General features: G+C 52.7%; 18 protein-coding genes and 1 tRNA gene. 8 read left to right on the top strand and 11 right to left on the bottom strand.

Going from position 1 to position 19,895, the window contains the following annotated elements; all coding sequences use genetic code 11:
* Nucleotides 1-6 precede the first annotated feature (6 nt).
* From Q3O06_RS10415 to Q3O06_RS10405, 3 genes are read right to left on the bottom strand one after another with little or no spacing between them, the layout of a single operon-like run.
* Nucleotides 7-1,317, bottom strand: a complete 1,311-nt coding sequence (locus tag Q3O06_RS10415) for an MFS transporter (protein WP_301818775.1) — start codon at nucleotides 1,315-1,317, stop codon at nucleotides 7-9.
* The gene (ccoS, locus tag Q3O06_RS10410) at nucleotides 1,307-1,492 is read right to left on the bottom strand and encodes a cbb3-type cytochrome oxidase assembly protein CcoS (protein WP_003688317.1); all 186 of its coding nucleotides are present in this window, start codon (nucleotides 1,490-1,492) and stop codon (nucleotides 1,307-1,309) included. The genes Q3O06_RS10415 and ccoS overlap by 11 nt, the downstream gene beginning before the upstream one ends.
* Nucleotides 1,492-1,791, bottom strand: coding sequence for an HLGFF motif protein (locus Q3O06_RS10405; protein WP_025457793.1), 300 nt, complete (start codon nucleotides 1,789-1,791; stop codon nucleotides 1,492-1,494). The genes ccoS and Q3O06_RS10405 overlap by 1 nt, the downstream gene beginning before the upstream one ends.
* Nucleotides 1,792-2,141: 350 nt before the next feature.
* On the opposite strand from Q3O06_RS10405, the gene Q3O06_RS10400 reads away from it, so the two are divergent.
* The gene (locus tag Q3O06_RS10400) at nucleotides 2,142-3,338 is read left to right on the top strand and encodes an acetate kinase (protein ID WP_301818773.1); all 1,197 of its coding nucleotides are present in this window, start codon (nucleotides 2,142-2,144) and stop codon (nucleotides 3,336-3,338) included.
* Nucleotides 3,339-3,749: 411 nt separating this feature from the next.
* On the opposite strand, the gene Q3O06_RS10395 is transcribed toward Q3O06_RS10400, so the two are convergent.
* Nucleotides 3,750-5,555, bottom strand: coding sequence for a protein-disulfide reductase DsbD (locus tag Q3O06_RS10395; protein WP_301818771.1), 1,806 nt, complete (start codon nucleotides 5,553-5,555; stop codon nucleotides 3,750-3,752).
* A gap of 120 nt (nucleotides 5,556-5,675) precedes the next feature.
* Here Q3O06_RS10395 and Q3O06_RS10390 point away from each other — a divergent pair, with 120 nt between their 5' ends.
* Nucleotides 5,676-6,146: a DUF1841 family protein gene (locus tag Q3O06_RS10390; RefSeq protein WP_301818844.1), complete on the top strand. Its 471-nt coding sequence runs from the start codon at nucleotides 5,676-5,678 to the stop codon at nucleotides 6,144-6,146.
* A gap of 72 nt (nucleotides 6,147-6,218) precedes the next feature.
* Here Q3O06_RS10390 and hpnC read toward each other — a convergent pair whose 3' ends face one another.
* Both hpnC and Q3O06_RS10380 read right to left on the bottom strand, forming a co-directional pair.
* Nucleotides 6,219-7,031: a squalene synthase HpnC gene (gene hpnC, locus Q3O06_RS10385; RefSeq protein ID WP_301818843.1), complete on the bottom strand. Its 813-nt coding sequence runs from the start codon at nucleotides 7,029-7,031 to the stop codon at nucleotides 6,219-6,221.
* Between the two features lie 86 nt (nucleotides 7,032-7,117).
* Complete coding sequence (locus Q3O06_RS10380) at nucleotides 7,118-7,600, bottom strand: FKBP-type peptidyl-prolyl cis-trans isomerase (protein ID WP_002243293.1); 483 nt, start codon at nucleotides 7,598-7,600, stop codon at nucleotides 7,118-7,120.
* 477 nt (nucleotides 7,601-8,077) lie between these two features.
* On the opposite strand from Q3O06_RS10380, the gene Q3O06_RS10375 reads away from it, so the two are divergent.
* The 3 genes from Q3O06_RS10375 to Q3O06_RS10365 all read left to right on the top strand — a co-directional run bounded on the left by Q3O06_RS10375 (nucleotide 8,078) and on the right by Q3O06_RS10365 (nucleotide 10,368).
* Entirely contained in the window at nucleotides 8,078-8,350 is a 273-nt protein-coding gene (locus Q3O06_RS10375) for a hypothetical protein (RefSeq protein WP_301818769.1), read from the top strand.
* A 109-nt stretch (nucleotides 8,351-8,459) separates the two neighbouring features.
* Nucleotides 8,460-9,827, top strand: coding sequence for an FAD-binding oxidoreductase (locus Q3O06_RS10370; protein WP_301818767.1), 1,368 nt, complete (start codon nucleotides 8,460-8,462; stop codon nucleotides 9,825-9,827).
* 34 nt (nucleotides 9,828-9,861) lie between these two features.
* Nucleotides 9,862-10,368 (top strand): YfbM family protein, encoded by a 507-nt coding sequence (locus tag Q3O06_RS10365; protein WP_301818765.1) that lies wholly within the window; start codon nucleotides 9,862-9,864, stop codon nucleotides 10,366-10,368.
* A 424-nt stretch (nucleotides 10,369-10,792) separates the two neighbouring features.
* Here Q3O06_RS10365 and smpB read toward each other — a convergent pair whose 3' ends face one another.
* The 3 genes from smpB to Q3O06_RS10350 all read right to left on the bottom strand — a co-directional run bounded on the left by smpB (nucleotide 10,793) and on the right by Q3O06_RS10350 (nucleotide 12,510).
* The gene (smpB, locus tag Q3O06_RS10360; protein WP_003674814.1) at nucleotides 10,793-11,239 is read right to left on the bottom strand and encodes an SsrA-binding protein SmpB; all 447 of its coding nucleotides are present in this window, start codon (nucleotides 11,237-11,239) and stop codon (nucleotides 10,793-10,795) included.
* Nucleotides 11,240-11,293: 54 nt separating this feature from the next.
* On the bottom strand, nucleotides 11,294-12,304 hold the full coding sequence (gene waaF, locus Q3O06_RS10355) for a lipopolysaccharide heptosyltransferase II (RefSeq protein ID WP_301818762.1): 1,011 nt from the start codon (nucleotides 12,302-12,304) through the stop codon (nucleotides 11,294-11,296).
* Nucleotides 12,305-12,434: 130 nt separating this feature from the next.
* Nucleotides 12,435-12,510: transfer RNA gene (locus tag Q3O06_RS10350), tRNA-Asn, on the bottom strand.
* Between the two features lie 260 nt (nucleotides 12,511-12,770).
* On the opposite strand from Q3O06_RS10350, the gene glgB reads away from it, so the two are divergent.
* Nucleotides 12,771-17,063, top strand: coding sequence for a 1,4-alpha-glucan branching protein GlgB (gene glgB / locus Q3O06_RS10345; protein ID WP_301818842.1), 4,293 nt, complete (start codon nucleotides 12,771-12,773; stop codon nucleotides 17,061-17,063).
* Nucleotides 17,064-17,112: 49 nt separating this feature from the next.
* Here the strand turns inward: glgB and Q3O06_RS10340 are convergent, their stop codons facing one another.
* Complete coding sequence (locus Q3O06_RS10340; protein WP_301818840.1) at nucleotides 17,113-17,865, bottom strand: methylated-DNA--[protein]-cysteine S-methyltransferase; 753 nt, start codon at nucleotides 17,863-17,865, stop codon at nucleotides 17,113-17,115.
* A gap of 311 nt (nucleotides 17,866-18,176) precedes the next feature.
* Between Q3O06_RS10340 and Q3O06_RS10335 the strand changes: the two genes are divergently transcribed.
* Together Q3O06_RS10335 and Q3O06_RS10330 are read left to right on the top strand one after the other, a co-directional pair.
* Nucleotides 18,177-18,350, top strand: coding sequence for a hypothetical protein (locus tag Q3O06_RS10335; protein WP_373323520.1), 174 nt, complete (start codon nucleotides 18,177-18,179; stop codon nucleotides 18,348-18,350).
* 45 nt (nucleotides 18,351-18,395) lie between these two features.
* On the top strand, nucleotides 18,396-18,839 hold the full coding sequence (locus tag Q3O06_RS10330) for a YbhB/YbcL family Raf kinase inhibitor-like protein (RefSeq protein ID WP_373323521.1): 444 nt from the start codon (nucleotides 18,396-18,398) through the stop codon (nucleotides 18,837-18,839).
* On the opposite strand, the gene Q3O06_RS10325 is transcribed toward Q3O06_RS10330, so the two are convergent.
* Nucleotides 18,817-19,632 (bottom strand): helix-turn-helix transcriptional regulator, encoded by an 816-nt coding sequence (locus tag Q3O06_RS10325; RefSeq protein ID WP_301818838.1) that lies wholly within the window; start codon nucleotides 19,630-19,632, stop codon nucleotides 18,817-18,819. The two genes, Q3O06_RS10330 and Q3O06_RS10325, sit on opposite strands and share 23 nt — an antisense overlap.
* Nucleotides 19,633-19,895: the final 263 nt, after the last annotated feature.

Below are 19,895 nucleotides of genomic sequence, written 5' to 3'. Positions count from 1 at the left end.
CGGCATTCAACGTTTTTCCCCAACCGGCACAACTCCCAAAAACCGCTTCTCACATTTCACCAAATACGCCAACAGCGGAATATTGCCCAAGGCGACAATCAGGTACAGCAGTGAAATGCTGTCAAACAAAAACAGCAGTAGCGCACTCAAAACGGTGGCGGAAACCATAAAAATACCGTTAACGATATTGTTGGCGGCAACAGCGTGGGCACGGAAAGTTTCACTGCTGGCGGTTTGCAGCCAAGTATAGAGCGGAACGGAGAAGAAGCCGCCGAAAAAGCCGATCAGCATCATCACCAGCATGACGGGGTATGCCCATCCTTGCGACAGAAACCAGAAAATGCCGTTCAGCCCTTCAAAACGATGACCGTGCGTCAGCCACACCAAAACCAGGCCGCAAACCGTCAAACCGAACGCACCAACCGTTACCCAAGCCAACATCAGGCGTTCCCTGCTGAACTTGGCACACAGTACCGAACCGGCGGCAATACCGATGGAAAACAGGGCAAGCATCAGGTTAAAAACATTGTCGTTGCCGCCCAAATGGATTTGGGTAAAGGTCGGCAGTTGCGTGGTATAGACCGCGCCGACAAACCAAAACCACGAGATGCCGATAATGGCGGTAAAGACGGGTTTGTACCGCACCGTTTCACGAAGCAGGGATTTTGTACCCCGGACAATATTCCACTCGATTTGGGTATCGGCAGCCTTGGCGGGTACGGACGGCATCAACAGGCTGCCGGCCGTGCCTCCGACGGCGACCAGCAAAACCAGTATCCCGACAATATAAGGCGGCGCGCCGGCAACCGCCGTTCCCAAAATCTGACCGAACAGGATGGCGACAAACGTACCGGATTCAATCAGGCTGTTGCCCATCATCAATTCTTTGTCGTCGAGATAATCGGGCAGGATGGCGTATTTCAGCGGGCCGAACAGCGTCGATTGCGCGCCCATGCAAAACAGACAGAGCAAGAGCAGCGGGGCAGACCGGATATAAAACCCGTATGCCGCCACCGCCATAATGATGATTTCCAGCACCTTAATCCAACGTGCCAAAACAGCCTTGTCGAATTTATTGCTCAACTGTCCCGACAGTGCAGAAAACAGGAAATACGGCAGGATAAACAGCAATGCACCCAAATTCAACATCTGTCCGGCAGGCAGAACGCCGTTTTTTCCCAAACCGTAAAAGCTGATCATCACAAACAGCGCGGTTTTGAACACATTGTCGTTGAACGCACCGAGAAACTGCGTAGCGAAAAGAGGCGCGAAACGGCGGCTTTTAACCAGTCCCAAACCGCCTTTTTTAGCGTCCATCGTTTTCCTTCTCTTTTTCAATCAGTTTACTTGTTGAATCATCATCCATCAAAATGCGGTGCGCAGGTCCTTCCAAGTCGTCAAACTGTCCGTTTTTACCCGACCACCAAAAAAACCAGCCGATAACAAATGCCAAAATAATGCTGATAGGCACCAGAATAAACATACTTTCCATCACACCGCTCCGGTCAGGTCGGTCAGAATAAAAGTCTGCCCCGACACGTTCAAATACTCATTGCGTAAAGTCCCTACGGCCGCTTCGTCAAAAAACAGCTCGATACGGTCTTTGACGACACGCCAATATTGGGGAATTTCCGTCTGGGCAAACGGCGAAAGGACATGGTTGCCCGCCCCATCTTCCAATTTAACGGCAAAACGTCCGCTCTGCGGCCGCGCCTCCGATTCATCGTCGGCAAGCAAAACAAAGAAGCCTATATGCTGTCCCGATTGGTCATGAATACTGAAATAATGCATAAATTCCCCACCCGCCTTTTTTCAGACGGCATCAACTAAAAACAGGGCGAATGTACCAGCTTGAACGGGAAAAACGCAAAGAATCCTCTCCGCAACCTTGAAAAATACCGGCATCCCGCATATTTCCCCTTTCCCGTCAAAATACCCGACTTCCGCCATTTTCACGCAAACGCCCGATTAAGCCAAGCAGCCGCAACTGTTTTTTGATAAAATAGCGCGTTTTTATTCATCAACCGTTTCAGCCGGCCCCACTACTTTCCCGTCAAGGAAAGCAAAACGGATTCGGCACGGGACTCGGTTAGTATCCGGGTCCGACTCCCATGCCGTCTGAAACTTTCCGGAGTTAGAAAATGTCCCAAAAATTAATCTTGGTTTTGAACTGCGGCAGCTCGTCCCTCAAAGGTGCAGTCTTAGATAACAATAGCGGCGAAGTCCTGCTCAGCTGCCTTGCCGAAAAACTCAACCTGCCCGACGCGTACATCACATTCAAAGTAAACGGCGAAAAACACAAAGTCGACCTGTCTGCCAAGCCCGACCACACCGGCGCAGTCGAAGCCCTGATGGAAGAACTCAAAGCCCACGGCCTCGACAGCCGCATCGGCGCCATCGGCCACCGCGTCGTCAGCGGCGGCGAACTGTACAGCGAATCCATCCTTGTTGACGACGAAGTCATCGCCGGCATCGAAAAATGTATTCCGCTTGCTCCTCTGCACAACCCCGCCCACCTCTTGGGTCTGCGTGCCGCGCAAAGCATCTTCAAAGGCCTGCCCAACGTCGTCGTTTTCGACACCGCCTTCCATCAGACTATGCCGGAACACGCCTACAAATACGCCGTTCCGCAAGAATTGTATGAAAAATACGGCCTGCGCCGCTACGGCGCGCACGGTACCAGCTACCGCTTCGTCGCCGACGAAACCGCACGCTTCCTCGGCAAAGACAAAAAAGACCTGCGCATGGTCATCGCCCACCTGGGTAACGGCGCGTCCATTACCGCCGTCGCAAACGGCGAATCGCGCGACACCAGCATGGGTCTGACCCCGCTGGAAGGGCTAGTAATGGGTACGCGCAGCGGCGACATCGATCCTTCCGTATTCGGCTTCCTCGCCGAAAACGCCAATATGACCATCGCCCAAATCACTGAAATGCTGAACAAAAAATCCGGCCTGCTCGGCATTTCCGGCCTGTCCAACGACTGCCGCACCATTGAAGAAGAAGCCGCCAAGGGGCATAAAGGCGCGAAATTGGCCTTGGATATGTTTATCTACCGCCTTGCCAAATACATCGGCAGCATGGCGGTTGCCGCAGGCGGCTTGGACGCACTGGTCTTTACCGGCGGCATCGGCGAAAACTCCGACATCATCCGCGAACGCGTGATCGGCTACTTGGGCTTCCTCGGTCTGAACATCGACCAAGAAGCCAACCTGAAAGCCCGCTTCGGCAACGCCGGCGTGATTACCACTGCCGACAGCAAAGCCGTTGCCGTGGTCATTCCGACCAACGAAGAGCTGATGATTGCCCACGATACCGCCCGTTTGAGTGGTCTGTAAGGTTTTATCCTCACGCGAACTGCCTCCGTTTCCGGAGGCAGTTTTTTTATCCGGCTTTCCATACTTAAACAGCACTGCCTCTTTTCAGACATTGACGATTGCAGCTACCCCACCTGAACCTTGATTATTAACTATTTTTTAATCATGTTATTATTTTCCATAAAATACATGGCATTAAGATGTTTTTCCACAAAAGATACACACACCGGCAAACACCGGCTGTGTTTATCTTTTCTTATGCCTATTTTTTAATCATCGTATTTTTATCTTTTAATTTCAATACTAAAACTAACTTATACACACGGTTTTCACATCTTTGGACTGCTTCCGTGTGTATAGCAGATATTGCCGTTTTCCTTTCTGACAAAAATGCCGTCTGAGAACTTCAGACGGCATTTGAAACATCGGTATTCAGCGGTTTTGTTCATACCATTCGACAAACTTGTCGGCTTTGACAAAACCCAGTAGCGGATCGCTGCGGCTGCCGTCGGCGCGGACGACAAACACGCCCGGTGGCCCGAACAGACCGTATTCTTTCAACAACGCCTGATGTTCGGGCGTGTTGGCGGTTACATCGATTTGGAAAAAGCGTTCCATATCGACCGCCTGATGCACTTCCGGCTGATTGAGCGTGTATGCCGCCATTTCTTTACAGGATATGCACCAGTCGGCATAAAAATCCAAAACGACGGGTTTGTCGGGATGTTCTTTCAACGCCGTATCCATCGCTGCCTTCAGCGCGGCAGTATCGGCAAACATTTTTCCGTGTTCCGAAGATTTGCCTGCTTCGGCCGGGGGATTGAGGGTCAGGAAATGGTGCAGCGCGGTCGTTTTGCCGTTTGCGCCCTGCCAGCCGAACCACGCGCCGCCTATCAGCAATATGCCGCCCAATGCGAATGCCACAGCTTTCGGACGGCGTTTCTGCCTGCGTCCGTTGACCAGCAGCATAAAGGCAGGAACCAGCATCAGCAGCGTGTACAGCGCGACAACGAGATAATAGGGCAAATGCGGCGTGGCGAGGTAAACGGCGACGGCTAGCAGGATAAAGCCGAATGCGTATTTGACGGCATTCATCCAATCGCCAGCCTTAGGCAGGATATGTCCGCCGAACGTGCCGATGGCAATCAGCGGCACGCCGGTGCCCAACGCCAAAGTGTAAAGTGCCAAACCGCCCAAAACCGCATCACCCGTCTGACCGATGTAACCCAAAGCAAATGCCAGCGGCGGAGCGACACACGGGCCGACAATCAGTGCGGACAATATGCCCATAATAAAGACGGAAACAATTTTACCGCCTGAAAGTTTGCTGCTCTGGTTTTGGAAATACGACTGTACGGCGTTGGGAAGCTGGATGTTGAACAGCCCGAACATAGACAGTGCCAAGACGACCATCAAAGCCGATGCCGCCAACACGACCCAAGCCTGCTGCAACCATACGGTCAGCAGCGCGCCCGTCAGTCCGGCAACAATGCCGACCAGCGTATAAGTCAGAGCCAAACCCTGAACATAAACGACGGACAGCACAAACGCCCGCGCCTTGCCCGCCTTTTTGTCACCGACCACAATACTGGAAACAATCGGCAACAGGGGATACATACAGGCGGTAAAACTCAGACCCAAACCGGCGAGAAAAAACGCCAAAAGATTGGCGTTGAGCGTATCCCAAGACAGCTTGAAACGGCTGTCGCCGCCCTCATCCCCCTTCGGGGGCGGCAATGCCCCGCTGCCGTTTGGGGCGGAAGGCTGCAAAAAACGGTCTTTGGCGGATGCCGGTTCGTCGGTTTGCGGATGGTAAGTGCCGTTGCCGGAAATATCAAACTCGGTATCTACGGGCGGATAGCACACGCCGGCTTCGGCACAGCCCTGATAGGTCAAAACCAATTTATACGGTTCGCCGACAGCCTTGGCATAAGGAAAGGCAACCTGCGCTTCGTGATGGTAAACCGTCTGCCTGCCGAAAAACTCGTCTTCCTTCTCTTCACCCTTGCTGAAAGAAGGCTGTCCCAACAAATCCGCCGGATCGGTCTTGCCGACGATTTTCGCCTGATACATATAGTATCCGTCGGCAATCTTGAAACGGACGTTCACACCGTCGTCGGCAACGGCAAGCTCCGGCACGAATGCCTTTTCCGGCGGCAGCAGATCGTTCGCATCCAGCGCGAAAGCCCGTCCGCACAACATCAAAAATACGGCGAACAGGCAAATCAGTTTTTTCATAATCGAATCCGTTTCAGACAAATAATTTGTCCATATTATAAAAGGTAAGGTTGACGGTAAGATTTAATTTATGTAAAACCCCCATTGTCCCAGCCTATACGCATTTTTGCCGAACACACTATGTACGATGTAAACACCCACGATGTCCGCCGCTTTTTCGCCCGCGTGTGGCAGCAGCGGCTCAATCCGCTGCAACTGAGCGCACTGGAACAGAAAGCCCTCCGCATTATCGAAGCCCATCCCGAATACCACCGCTATCTCGAACGCATCGAAGACCATCTGGACACCGACTGGCTGCCCGAAAACGGCGAAAGCAACCCCTTCCTGCATATGTCGCTGCATCTGTCCGTTCAAGAACAGGCGGGCATAGACCAGCCGCACGGCATACGCGTAATCCACGACACCCTGTGCGCCAAACGCGGCTGGCTGGAAGCCGAACACGAAATGATGGAGGCACTGGCGGAAACACTGTGGACGGCGCAACGCTACGGCACCGGTTTGGATGTCAATTTCTACATGACCCGACTGCGCAAACTCATCGGCTTGGGTGCGGAGGATCAAGCCAGGTTGAACCCGCATGAAATCGCCTGACCATACCGACCGCCTGCAAAATGCCGTCTGAAGCGGAACAAGCCCTTTCAGACGGCATTCATTTTCCCCAAATCATTTCCACAACGCGCGTTTCAGCATAATCAACCAATCCTTCTTATCCAAAACCGGACGTTGTGCAAACACATCGTAGCCGCATGCGTCCAGTTTCTGCAAAATCAACTGCGCCCCCAACACAATCATACGGAGTTCCAAACCGATACGCCCTTTCAATTCGCAAGCCAAAGGCGAACCCGCCTTCAGCATACGGAATGCACGCCGGCACTCATACGCCATCAGCCGCTGAAATGCCGCATCCGCCCGTCCTGTCGCAATCTGTTCCTCAAAAACACCGAATTTCAACAAATCGTCCTGAGGGATATAGACACGCCCTTTACGCCAATCGACAGCCACATCCTGCCAAAAATTCACAAGCTGCAAAGCCGTACAGATGCCGTCGCTTTGCGCCACGTTCACCGTATCTGTTTTTCCGTATAAAGCCAACATGATACGTCCGACAGGATTGGCGGAACGCCGGCAATAATCGGCCAGCTCGCCGAAATGCGCGTACCGCGTTTTGACCACGTCCTGCGAAAACGCCGAAAGCAAATCATAAAACGGCTGCAAATCCAAACCGAACGGCACAACGGCCTCGGCATCCAATCGTGCAATCAAAGGATGTGCAGACTGTCCGCCGGATGCCAACACATCCAACTCACGCCGCAATACGTCCAAATTTTCCAACCTCTCCTCAATCGGAAAATCCCCCTCATCCGCCATATCGTCTGCCGTCCGTGCAAACGCATATACAGCATGGACCGGCTTTCTTAACCTGCGCGGCAAAATCAGCGAACCGACGGGAAAATTCTCATAATGCCCAACCGACATATCTTCTCCATCCATCAAACAAAATGCCGTCTGAAACGGAACAAACCCTTTTCAGACGGCATCAGATACCTCCAAGCTGCCGGCAATCAGTGGTGGTGATGACCGTGCGGACCGTGGACATGACCGTGTGCGATTTCCTCATCGGATGCATCGCGCACGCTTTCAACCGTAGCCTTAAAACGGATTTTCATGCCTGCCAAAGGATGGTTGCCGTCCACCACCGCCTTGCCGTCGGCAACATCGGTTACACGATAGACGACAACATCGCCGGTTTCAGGATCGTCGGCTTCAAACATCATGCCGACTTCGACCTCCACAGGGAACACGCCGACATCTTCAATACGGACCAACTCCGGATCCTGCTCGCCGAACGCATCGTCGGGCGACAGCGCCACATCGACCGTATCGCCTGCATCCTTGCCGTGCAACGCCTCTTCCACCAAAGGGAAAATGCCGTCGTAACCGCCGTGCAGATACGCAATCGGTTCTTCGGTTTTGTCCAAAAGCTGATTGTTGGCATCATACATCTCATAATGCAGCGAAACCACGGAATTCTTCACGATAGCCATATTTGTCCTTTCAGGAACAGCAGATTGATTACAGGCGCATTCTAACACAACCGCCGCGCCGGCCGATTACCGTTAACCTGTTCATAAACTGTACGGCACATATTTCAATGTAAATTTTTGTTATTTTATTGTAGTGTAACTTTTTTACAACATTCTCAAAAACCATTCCGACCCGTCTGCCGACTTCCCCAATCCGCCTTAATAAATCATACAAGATACTGAATTATATTAATCTCTATAATATTCATCCCTATCGATTTTTTAACAGCAAAACCGTTTTACAGGATTTATCATTCGCCCGGCGGAAAAACTTTTCATTCAAACCTGCTTTCCCATTTGCACACCGTTGCAATCCCCTATTTCGTGGTGCATAATTACGCAAAATTCAGCAATGAATTTTCAACTTGGTTTGTAATGATGGTCGATAATGACTGTTTTACCCTAATTTGATTTAAATTGATTTTAAAGGTTACTAAAATGAAAACATCCCTGTTTGCCGCTGCTTTGTTGTCTTTGGCCCTGGCCGCCTGCGGCGGAGAAAAAGCTGCCGAAGCACCTGCCGCCGAAGCTCCCGCTACCGAAGCTCCCGCTACCGAAGCTCCCGCTACCGAAGCACCTGCTGCTGAAGCTTCCGCTACCGAAACTCCTGCCGCTGAAGCTCCTGCTGCTGAGGCTTCCTCTACCGAAGCTCCCGCTGCTGAAGCACCTGCTGCCGAAGCTCCTGCCGCTGCATCTGAAGCTGCAAAATAAGCATTTTCCGCTTGCAAAAAAGCAGGATACGTTCAGTATCCTGCTTTTTTGACTTTTCAGACGGCATCAGATTCCCTTCCTCAATCTCCTCCCCACCCTTCCGACAAACATGCTTGACCTGCATACCGAATTTTCCCGACTCCTGCCGGCAGATGAAATTGCCGAACCTTCTCCGACGCTTTTAGAAGACCGGCGCAACCGCTTTACGTCTGCACCAGACATCATTTTGCAGCCGCGCAGCGTTGAAAGCGTACAAACCATTATGCGTTTCTGCCACAAACACCGTATTCCGGTTACGCCGCAAGGCGGCAATACCGGTTTGTGCGGCGCGGCAGTATCGGAAAACGGCGTATTGCTTAACCTTTCAAAACTTAACCGCATCCGCAACATCGATTTGGCAGACAACTGCATAACCGTCGAAGCAGGTTCCGTACTCCAAACCGTCCAACAGGCAGCCGAAGCCTCAAACAGGCTGTTTCCACTCAGTCTCGCCAGTGAAGGCTCGTGCCAAATCGGCGGCAACATCGCCTGCAATGCCGGGGGTTTGAACGTATTGCGTTACGGCACGATGCGCGACCTGGTTATCGGTTTGGAAGTCGTCCTGCCAAACGGCGAACTGATTTCCCATCTTCACCCGCTACACAAAAACACCACGGGTTACGATTTGCGCCATCTGTTTATCGGCAGCGAAGGTACATTGGGCATTATCACTGCAGCCACGCTCAAGCTGTTTGCCCGCCCCTTAGACAAAGCAACCGCATGGGTCGGCATACCCGACATCGAATCCGCCGTCCGCCTGCTGACCGAAACCCAAACACACTTTACCGAACGCCTATGCAGTTTTGAGCTGATCAGCCGTTTTGCCGCCGAGTTGTCTTCCGAATTCAGCAAACTCCCCCTGCCGACACATTCAGAATGGCATATTTTACTTGAGTTGACCGACTCTCTGCCAAACGGCAGCCTTGACGGACAACTTGCCGAGTTCCTGTACGAAAAAGGCTTTACCGACAGCGTATTGGCACAAAGCGAACAAGAACGTATCCATATGTGGGCGTTGCGCGAAAACATCTCCGCTTCACAACGCAAACTGGGCACCAGCATCAAACACGATATTGCCGTTCCTATCGGGCGCGTTGCCGACTTTGTCCGCCGGTGCGCCAAAGATTTGGAACAGAATTTCAAAGGCATACAAATCGTCTGCTTCGGACATCTGGGCGACGGCAGCCTGCACTACAATACTTTCCTGCCCGAAATCCTCAGCAATGAAGTCTATCGTTACGAAAACGACATTAACAGCACAGTCTATTGCAACGTTCTTGCCTGCAACGGTACAATTGCTGCCGAACACGGCATAGGTATCATCAAAAAACAGTGGCTGGACAAAGTACGCACACCTGCCGAAATCGCCCTGATGAAAAGCATCAAACAACACCTTGATCCATATAACATCATGAACCCTGGAAAACTTCTTCCATAAATAACTGATTCAAAATTAAATTATAGGAAATATCATGGGAATGACAGCAACCTATCAACTGGTCGATAATGAAAAACTGGCTTTACTTAAAAATACCGATACCGAATGGCAAGAATTGTTTGAAGAACTGGAAGATTTGGAGGATGAGGCTGCCGTTTGCCTCGACATTGATAAAATGTGGGATGTTTTACATTTTATACTGACCGGAACAAGTGCAGAAAATCCCTTAAAGGGCAATCTGTTATCCGAATCAATCGTCGGAACGACACCTATTTCGGACAGCGACGGATACGCCGCTTATATCGAATCCGCCCAAATCCATGAAATCGTCTCAGCTTTGGAAGGCTTCGACATAAAAAGTGCAATGGAGCATTTCAGTATGCAGGTGTGCAAAGAGCATCATATCTACCCCGACATTTGGGATTATGAAGATGAAATTGATGATATAAAAGAAGAAATTACCGACTACTTTTACAAAATCGGCAATTTTTACAAAACCGCCCGGCATTCAAATAGCAATGTACTGGTCAGCATTTACTAAATATATTTCAAACATCACGGAAACTTTAATGAAGACAAAGTACGGAATCGCACTCAAGGAAACCTAGGTATTTCAACCTGGGAGACCATCATGAGTAAAAGTTACAGAAAACACCCCTTTTCCCCTATAACCACGGCAGTCAGCGAAAAACAGGACAAACGTCTTGCCAACCGGAAACTACGGAGAATAGCGCGCGAATGTCTGAAGCAAGGAAAAGAACCACCCCACCATATCAGGGCAGTCAGCAACGTTTACGATTTCGCCAAAGACGGGCGTTTCCGTTTTTCCGCTTCCCGTCATCCGCATCTTTTACGCAAATAGAAAACAGGGCAACCGCCCTGTTTTTCCGTTTCGTATTTCAACACCATTGTTCAAACAACCATCAGACGGCATTGTTCAAATGCCGTCTGAAATCGTATCCCCATTAGCGCGTATGCTTAATCAACCGCTGTTTTTCACGTTTCCAGTCGGCTTCCTTCATACTCTGTCGTTTATCGTGCTGTTTCTTACCTTTTGCCAAACCGATTTCCATCTTGATTTTTCCACGTGAGAAATGCAGGTTAAGCGGCACGATAGTGTAACCGGCACGTTCGGTTTTTCCGATTAACTTATTGATTTCCGACTGTTTCAACAAGAGCTTGCGCGGGCGTGTGGCATCAGGCTTGATGTGTGTCGAGGCTGTGGGCAACGCAGTAATATGGCAACCGACCAAATAAAACGCGTCTTTTTTCCAATAAATATAACTCTCTTTAAGCTGTACGCGTGCAGCACGGATCGCCTTGACTTCCCAGCCTTCCAATACCAAACCGGCTTCAATCTGGTCTTCAATGAAAAAATCGTGAAATGCTTTTTTATTGTTCGCAATAGCCATAAACATCCTATCAATATCCGCCGTCAGACGGCATAAATCCGAAAACAGAAGCCATCATACCGCCTCTTCAACCGCCTGCACAATCTTCTCGGGATACAGCCTGTTGAGGCAGTCGGTATGCCCCAACGGACATTCCCGCTTGAAACACGGGGAACATTCCAAGTGCAGGCTGACGATTTTTGCCCTGTCGCTCAAAGGCGGCGTATGCGTCGGGCTGGACGAACCGTAAACCGCCACCACCTTCCTGCCCAATGCCGCCGCCAAGTGCATCAGCCCGCTGTCGTTGCACACGACCGTGTCCGCCAACGACAGCAAATCCATTGCCTGCGACAAATCGGTTTTGCCGCACAAATTGACACATATGCCGTCTGAAAGGCGGTTGATTTCTTCGGCAATTTCATCATCTTTTTGCGAACCGAACAACCAAACCTGCCAACCCGCCGCCGAATAATGTTTGCCCAACTCGGCAAAATGCCTTGCCGGCCAACGCTTTGCCGGCCCGAATTCCGCGCCCGGGCAAAAAGCCAGAACAGGCTTTCCAAGATTCAAACCGAAAGTTTCGACAGAAATTTCCCGCCGCCGTTCATCAATGGAAAACTCGGGGAATCCCGAATGCCCGTCAAAATCTTCCTGACTCTGATGCGCGAGAGCCGTATATCTGTCCACCATCAACGGCAGACGTTCCTTATCCAGCCTGCGTATATCGTTCAACAGAAAATAACGGCTTTCGCCGACATAACCTGTTCTTTTTCCGATGCCCGTTGCCAGCGCGATGACTGCCGACTTCAAAGAACCCGGCAACACGATAACCTGATTGTAGCCGCGCCGCCCCAACTCCCTGCCGACCCGCCAGCGGCGTTTCAGCTCCAACGCACCGTGTCCGAACGGATTTTCAAGAATCTCATTCACTTCAGGCATACGCTCGAACACCGCCATCGACCACTTCGGTGCAAACACATCAATCGTGCAACCGGGGTGAAGTCCCTTCAAACGGCGGAACAGGGGCTGGGTCATCACGCAGTCGCCTATCCAACTGGGGGAAATAATCAGGATTTTGATGGACATAACAAGAAACCGAAATCAGACAGGCGGAATTTTACCGCGAAACCGTTGGAAAACCTATCTTGCCGCATTCCGAACGCCGGACGTGCAAATATGAAAAAGCCTGAACAATCATGTTCAGGCTTTAGAATTTTGGCTCCCCGACCTGGGCTCGAACCAGGGACCTGCGGATTAACAGTCCGTCGCTCTACCGACTGAGCTATCGGGGAATGGGGCGTATTATAGCGTCCGCAAAAAATGTGTCAATCCTTAATTTTGTCCAAACGGGTAACAAAACTACAAATATATGAATGGAAAAGATATTTAACCAAATATGCCGCCTGAACGGGAAAACCGGCTTCAGACGGCATATTGGTTCAAGTCAAACAATATGGAAGAAACCGCCGTTACGCGCAATTACAGCCGTCATCATTCCGTATTTATATTAAGATTACGCCTTGAGATTACGGACAACAGACAGGAAAACAGGATGAGTATCGAACTGGAACAACGCGCTTCTGCTTTGGGCATCAGCTTGGGGTTTCACGACATCGGCGGCGTATATCGCGCCACGCCGCCCGAGGTATGGGAAACGATAGCCGACACCTTGCAGAAAGACGGCGTTTCAGACGGCATTTATCTCGACACGCTGGCAGCCCGCGAACACGGATGCGAAAATCTGGCCCTGCCGTCCGCATGGTCGGACGAAACGGAAACCGTTTTGGAAGATGAAAACGGCACACATCGGGTTTTACCCCTCAGCCGCGACGACCACGGCACATACCGACTCGCCCTGCCCGACCTCCCTTGCGGCTACTACACCCTTTCGTGCGCTGCCGGAAAAATCCGTCTGATTGTCGCACCGCAATCGGTTTACCGGCCGCCCGAACCAAACTGCGGCGCAAGAATGAACGGGCTGACGGTGCATTTGTACAGCCTGCGTTCGCACCGCAACTGGGGCATAGGCGACTTTACCGATTTGCAGAACCTGATGGCTTATGCGGCAGAGAAAAAGCTGGATTTCGTCGGCATCAATCCGCTGCACGCGCTTTTCAGTGCCAAGCCCGCCTTTGCCAGCCCGTACAGCCCGTCTTCGCGCGAATGGCTCAATCCGATTTATCTGGATGTGGAAAAAGTCGGGGCGTTTTTCTACAGCGAAACCCTGAAAAACCGTTTTGCCCAAGAAAAAATGCAGCGGCGCATTGCCGCACTGCGGATTACCGATACCGTAACCTACACGGCGGTTTGGGCGTTCAAACGCGAAGCTCTTCAGGCGGCATTCCAAGCATTTGAAACCGAACCGTGCGAAGCCGCCCAAAAGGAACGTGCGGCTTTTGCCGCATTTGCGGAAGAAAAAGGAGCGGCACTGTCGGGATTCGGGCTGTTTGAAGCCCTCGACCAATATTACGGCGGCTGCGACGGCATAGGCTGGCAATCCTGGTCTGCTGAGTTTCACGACCCCGACGGAGAAGCCGTCAAAAACTTTGCCGCCAACTACGGACACGACATCCGTTTTCATATGTGGCTGCAATGGCTTTGCGCGGAACAATGGTACAAAGTGCAGGAAACGGCGGTCAGACTCGGCATCAAGTTGGGAATTTACGGCGATTTGGCGGTCGGCGTGGCGCGCGGCGGCGCGGACACTTGGTTAAACCGCCAAGATTATTGTATGGATATGTCTGTCGGCGCGCCGCCCGATCCTTTGTGCCCGACGGGGCAAAACTGGGATTTGCCGCCGCTCAATCCGATGATGCTGAAGCACACGGGTTATGAGAAGTTTGTCCGGCTGCTGCGTGAAAATATGCGGCTTTACGGCATCTTGCGCATCGATCATGTGATGGCTTTGTACCGCCTGTGGTGGGTTGCGGGCGGGACGGCGGACTTGGGTGCGTATGTGCATTACGACGCGGACGTGATGTTTGCCATTTTGGCTTTGGAAAGCCGGCGCAACCGCTGCATCGTCATCGGCGAGGATTTGGGGACGGTACCCGAACGGGTGCGTGATTTGTTGAACCGTTATCAGGTGTTTTCTTATAAGGTCGTGTATTTCAGCAAAGGCAGGCACGGTTTTGAATTGCCCGATGAATATCCCGAACAGGCGATTACGGTCGTCAGCACGCACGATGTTGCGCCTTTGGCGGGCTATTGGAACGGCAAAGATTTGGAAACCATGTTCCGCCTGGGCACGATTCCCGATGCGGAAACTTTTCAGACGGCATTGGAAGCGCGCGAACACGACAAGGCAGACCTGTTCGACAAACTTAAACAATGCGGCTGTTCGGACAAAGACAGCACAATGCCGTCTGAAATGACGGAAGGGCTGATGTCCGCCATCCACAAATATGCCGCAATGAGCCGCAGCAGGCTGTATGCGGTGCAACTGGAAAACCTGCTGGGCGTGGGCGACAACCTGAATGTGCCGGGCGTTGCCGAGGGTTATCCCAACTGGGCGCGCAAAATGCCCGTCGCGCTGGAAGACTTTGCAGATTGCCGAACCATGACCGCCCAACTTGCCATGATTGACGGAGTCCGTATGAAAAAGAACTGCCCAACCCTTTCCTACCGCCAACCCGACCAAGCCGAACGCGACACGGTTGACAGCCTGTTTTTTGCGGCCCACGGCGACGTATTCGCCTATTTGGGACGGCACCGCCTTCCCGAAGGCGGCGAAGTCGTGCGCACGCTGATTCCCGACGCTTCGGCAGTAGATATTGTCAACCGTGAAAGCGGCAGACTGATTGTGCCGTCTGAAAAAATCGATGAGCGCGGATTCTTTGTCGCCGTACTGCCCGATGATGCGCCCGATTATGCGCTGAACGTCTATTACGGCGGAAACGGCAACCCCGTGCGCGAAGAAGACCCCTACCGCTTCCCGTCGGCATTGAAAGAAATGGATTCTTGGCTGTTGGCGGAAGGCAGACACCTGCGCCCTTATGAAACTTTGGGCGCGCATTTTGCCGAGTTGGACGGTGTGAAGGGCGTACGCTTTGCCGTATGGGCGCCGAACGCCCAACGCGTTTCCGTCATCGGCGAATTCAACCGCTGGGACGGCCGCCGCCATGTGATGCGTTTCCACCGCGACAATGGTATTTGGGAAATTTTTATTCCGGCAATCAAACCCAATGCCCTCTACAAATTTGAAATCCGCGATGCCGGCGGCAATGTGCGGCAAAAAGCCGACCCGTATGCCTTCGGTGCGGAATTGCGTCCGAATACCGCGTCTGTCGTGCGCGGTTTGCCGGAAAAAGTCGAAGCCCCCGATTTCCGCGCCCGCGCCAACGCCGTTGACGCGCCCATCAGCATTTATGAAGTGCATTTGGGTTCGTGGAAACGCAATCCCGAAAACAACTACTGGCTGACTTACGGACAGCTCGCCAAAGAATTGGTCGCATACGTCAAAGACATGGGTTTTACCCATATCGAGTTCCTGCCTGTTTCCGAATATCCGTTTGACGGCTCATGGGGCTATCAGGCAACCGGTTTGTATGCGCCGACCAGCCGTTTCGGTTCGCCGGAAGAATTGCGCGCACTAATTAAAGCCGCACACGACGAGGGCATCAGCGTTATTCTCGACTGGGTGGTCGGCCATTTCCCGACCGACGATCACGGTCTGGCCAAGTTTGATGGCACCGCGCTGTACGAACACGCCGACCCGCGCGAAGGCTACCACCAAGACTGGAATACCCTGATTTACAACTTCGGCAGAAACGAAGTGAAAAACTTCCTGCAAGGCAACGCCCTGTATTGGATAGAGCGTTTCGGGTTTGACGGTATCCGCGTGGACGCGGTGGCTTCGATGATTTACCGCAACTATTCGCGCAAAGACGGAGAGTGGATTCCGAACCAATACGGCGGTCATGAAAACCTTGAAGCCATCGCTTTCCTGCGCGATACCAATACCATGTTGAAAGAGGAAGTTCCGGCTGCGACTGAAATCGCCGAAGAATCGACATCATTTGCCAATGTGACCCGCCAAGAAGGTTTGAACTTCAGCTTCAAATGGAATATGGGTTGGATGAACGATACCTTGCGTTACATGATGGAAGACCCCATCAACCGCAAATACCACCACAACAAAATGACCTTCGGCATGATGTACCAGTACAGCGAAAACTTCGTCCTGCCGCTTTCACACGATGAAGTCGTACACGGCAAACGCTCGCTGCTCGGACGTATGCCCGGCGACTGCTGGCAGCAATTTGCCAACCTGCGCGCCTACTACGGCTTTATGTACGGCTTCCCCGGCAAAAAACTCCTGTTTATGGGCAACGAGTTCGCGCAAGGCAGAGAGTGGAATTACAACGAAGGACTGGATTGGTTCTTGCTCGACCAAGAAGGCGGCCGGCACAAAGGCGTGCAAGACTTCGTGCGCGAGTTGAACCGCGTCTATAAAGACACCGCGCCGCTTTACCAATTGGACCAATGGCCGGAAGGCTTTGAGTGGCTGGTCGCCGACGACGGCGACAACTCCGTCTTCGTCTTCGAGCGCCGCGACCGTGAAGGCAACCGTGTTATCGTCATCAGCAACTTCACGCCTGTTGTACGCGAAGGCTACCGTTTCGGCGTGAATTCTGCCGGCGAATACTGCGAAATCCTCAATTCAGACGACCTGCATTACAAAGGCAGCGGCGTTTCTGCCGGCGCAACGGTGGAGACAGAAGAAGTTTGGTCGCATGGCAAACCAAATTCCCTGTCTGTTACCGTACCGCCTTTGGCAACTGTTTACCTGTATCAGGCGGCACAAAGCCAAACCGGGGCGGAAAAAACCTCCGATGCCGTCTGAAAGGCGGACGGGGCTTGAACCCCTCAAGCCCCGTTGTCCGCCGCGCCCGTCAAAACAATGCCGTCTGAACTTCGCCGCGTTCCAAAGCCAGTAAAAACCGTTTGCGGTTCAAACCGCCCGCGTAGCCGGTCAGTTTGCCGTCGCTGCCGATGACGCGGTGGCAGGGAATCAATATGGACACCTTGTTCTGCCCGTTGGCGGCGGCAACGGCGCGGACGGCTTTGGGGTTGCCCAAACGCTGCGCCTGCTCCTTATAGCTGCGCGTTTCGCCGTAAGGAATCGCCAAAAGCGTGTCCCACGCCTGTTTTTGAAACTCGGTGCCAATCATTTCCAAGGGCGTGGCAAAGGTTTTCAGACGGCATTGGAAATACAAATCCAATTCTTGCCGCAGAAGTTGCGTTCGCTCATCTTCCCGAAACACAAACCGTCCGCGCAAGGCTTTTTGGACGGCGGCAATTTCCTGTTCCAAATGCTTCTGTCCGACAAACTCCAGCAGACACAAGCCTTTACTGCCGAACACCGCCAGCATCTCACCCAACGGCGTGGCAATGGCGGCACACACCAGCTCGTTCAAACTGTCGGGATAACTCGCTTCCAGCAGACGGATGGCGCGGCGGATACGGACATATTCTTCAGGCGCACAGCCGATATTGTCCCAAAAATCCCGCTCGAACTGCCCGGCTTCGCATTCCGTCAGATTGGGATACGGCATGACTTCACACTCAAAAACTTGGGTTTCGAGCCAATGGCGGATTTCATCCCATTTTGACGGCAGATTGTTTAAGGAAGGCAGGGTAATCATTTGTTTGCTCCGTATCTCTATCATGGATTTGACGGCAAAATCCCCGATTTTCGCCATTCCCGCACGCTGATGCAGGAACGGGCTACGGCGGAAACCTTGAGGGTCAGGTTGCGGTGATTCCCAAATATTCGATATTTCTAAAGCCTCAGGGAAAGGAATTAAAGATTTCAGACGACCTGCAAAGGGTCGTCTGAAACCACGGATTTTTGCATTTGCGCATTTCGGCACATCATCCAACCGTTTCGGCACATTCCTGCCGCCGTTGACAGCCTATAATGAATCCACTTATTCATCAAGCAAAGGAATCATCTATGCAAACCCGCATCCTCTCCGCCGTACTGCTGGCTTTTTCAACCGCTGCCCTTGCTGAGGGCGCATTCACGCTGCAATTCGACAACCCGTCCAAAGACGGCGGCTTCACGCAAAACCAGCTTTTGAGCGCGCTTTACGGCTTCGGTTGTTCGGGCAGCAATATAGTGGATTAAATTTAAATCAGTACGGCGTTGCCTCGCCTTGCCGTACTATTTGTACTGTCTGCGGCTTCGTCGCCTTGTCCTGATTTAAATTTAATCCACTATACTTCGCCCGCGCTGTCGTGGAAAAATCCGCCCGCCGGAACAAAAAGTTTCGTCCTGACCGTTTACGATAAAGACGCGCCAACCGGCCTGGGCTGGATGCATTGGGTGGTCGCCGACATTCCCGCCGATGTCCGCCGCCTGCCCGCAGGCATTACCGCGCAAGGCGGCAGGCTGCCCAAAGGCGCGCTGCAAACCCGCACAGACTTCGGCACTCCGGGCTACGGCGGCGCGTGTCCCCCCGAAGGCAGGAAACACCGCTACGAATTCACGCTCACCGCGCTGAAAGTCGCCAAGCTGCCGAACATCACCGCCGAATCCACGCCCGCGCTGGTCGGTTTTTTCACTAAGGCAAACAGCTTGGGCGAAGCGAAATTCACGGTCGAACACCGACGCTGACCTGCCCCGTGCGCCGATATGCCGCCGGCTCCGCTTCCGAGCGAACCACCGACGGTACGCAACCGAACCGCTCTTTGAAGCGCGCGCTGAAACGGGACGGACAGTCATAGCCGACCTCGCCGGCAATCTGCGCCACCGGCCATTGCGTAACCTGCAACAGCGTCAGCGCGCACATTATACGTACATCCGTCAGCAGCGTACGGAAATTCGTGTCCTGCCGCGCCAACCGCCGCCGCAACGCGGCCTCGCTGCAATTAAGCCGCTGCGCCAACATCGCCGACGACCAGTCCGCAGCCATATCGGCGGTAATCAGTTTGCGGATTTTCCGCATCAGGTTGACGCCTTCGTACACGGCAAAACCGATGCCGTCATGCTGCAACCACGCCAACACGCCGCAAAGCGCGGCCTCCGCCGCATTGTGCGGCACTTCTTCATCCGCCAGCACCGCAGCCGCATAATCAAACGCCGCGCCCATACGCCCGGGGTGCGGCAGCTTCACCGCATCGCACACTGCCTGCGCCGTCCCGTATTGTGCGGCAAACCTTTCTATGGCTTCCTGTTCGAAAGCAATCCATTGCGCCTGATAGAGGCCGTCTGAATCGGGAATATTAATAACGTCAAACGTCTGTCCGCCTGCCAAGGCGACCGCCTCACCCGCCGCAATCCCCAATTCGTGCCCCGCCCACCGCAGCTTCTTGCATCCGCGCCGCACAATAAGCACAGCCGGTTCATGTACCGCCACGCTGCGGTACAAGGCGGTATGATGTTGCACGATGCCGCCTAAAGCACCCAATCGTTCACGCGTATGAAAGTAATTTGACGGCACGGTTATCTTCCTCAATATCTCAACACACAGGGCTGCACATAAAGGCGCAGCCCTGTTTACCCTGATTTGGAAGGAGTTATTTCCCCAAAAATAAACCAAAATTCTACTGCCCTGAAAGGTCGGGTTTCAACCATATTCCGTCGGCGTGCCTGCAACTTGGCCCCTCCCCTATGGAGGAGGGTCGGGGAGAGAGTAAAACGGGGCAGATACAGACAATATTTCCGTTACCG

The sequence above is a fragment of the Neisseria maigaei genome (assembly GCF_958267405.1).
GTDB lineage: Bacteria > Pseudomonadota > Gammaproteobacteria > Burkholderiales > Neisseriaceae > Neisseria > Neisseria bergeri.
The sequence above is the reverse complement of the archived record's forward strand: the minus strand, read 5'-3'. Positions and strand labels throughout refer to the sequence as shown.

Coding starts and splice junctions, on each gene's coding strand:
- Q3O06_RS10340 (WP_301818840.1), bottom strand. CDS start 17,865: ATGATTACCCTGCCTTCCTTAAACAATCTGCCGTCAAAATGGGATGAA.
- Q3O06_RS10370 (WP_301818767.1), top strand. CDS start 8,460: ATGCTTGACCTGCATACCGAATTTTCCCGACTCCTGCCGGCAGATGAA.
- hpnC (WP_301818843.1), bottom strand. CDS start 7,031: ATGTCGGTTGGGCATTATGAGAATTTTCCCGTCGGTTCGCTGATTTTG.
- Q3O06_RS10390 (WP_301818844.1), top strand. CDS start 5,676: ATGTACGATGTAAACACCCACGATGTCCGCCGCTTTTTCGCCCGCGTG.
- glgB (WP_301818842.1), top strand. CDS start 12,771: ATGAGTATCGAACTGGAACAACGCGCTTCTGCTTTGGGCATCAGCTTG.
- Q3O06_RS10395 (WP_301818771.1), bottom strand. CDS start 5,555: ATGAAAAAACTGATTTGCCTGTTCGCCGTATTTTTGATGTTGTGCGGA.
- waaF (WP_301818762.1), bottom strand. CDS start 12,304: ATGTCCATCAAAATCCTGATTATTTCCCCCAGTTGGATAGGCGACTGC.
- ccoS (WP_003688317.1), bottom strand. CDS start 1,492: ATGGAAAGTATGTTTATTCTGGTGCCTATCAGCATTATTTTGGCATTT.
- Q3O06_RS10335 (WP_373323520.1), top strand. CDS start 18,177: ATGCAAACCCGCATCCTCTCCGCCGTACTGCTGGCTTTTTCAACCGCT.
- Q3O06_RS10415 (WP_301818775.1), bottom strand. CDS start 1,317: ATGGACGCTAAAAAAGGCGGTTTGGGACTGGTTAAAAGCCGCCGTTTC.
- smpB (WP_003674814.1), bottom strand. CDS start 11,239: ATGGCTATTGCGAACAATAAAAAAGCATTTCACGATTTTTTCATTGAA.
- Q3O06_RS10400 (WP_301818773.1), top strand. CDS start 2,142: ATGTCCCAAAAATTAATCTTGGTTTTGAACTGCGGCAGCTCGTCCCTC.
- Q3O06_RS10380 (WP_002243293.1), bottom strand. CDS start 7,600: ATGGCTATCGTGAAGAATTCCGTGGTTTCGCTGCATTATGAGATGTAT.
- Q3O06_RS10365 (WP_301818765.1), top strand. CDS start 9,862: ATGGGAATGACAGCAACCTATCAACTGGTCGATAATGAAAAACTGGCT.
- Q3O06_RS10405 (WP_025457793.1), bottom strand. CDS start 1,791: ATGCATTATTTCAGTATTCATGACCAATCGGGACAGCATATAGGCTTC.
- Q3O06_RS10375 (WP_301818769.1), top strand. CDS start 8,078: ATGAAAACATCCCTGTTTGCCGCTGCTTTGTTGTCTTTGGCCCTGGCC.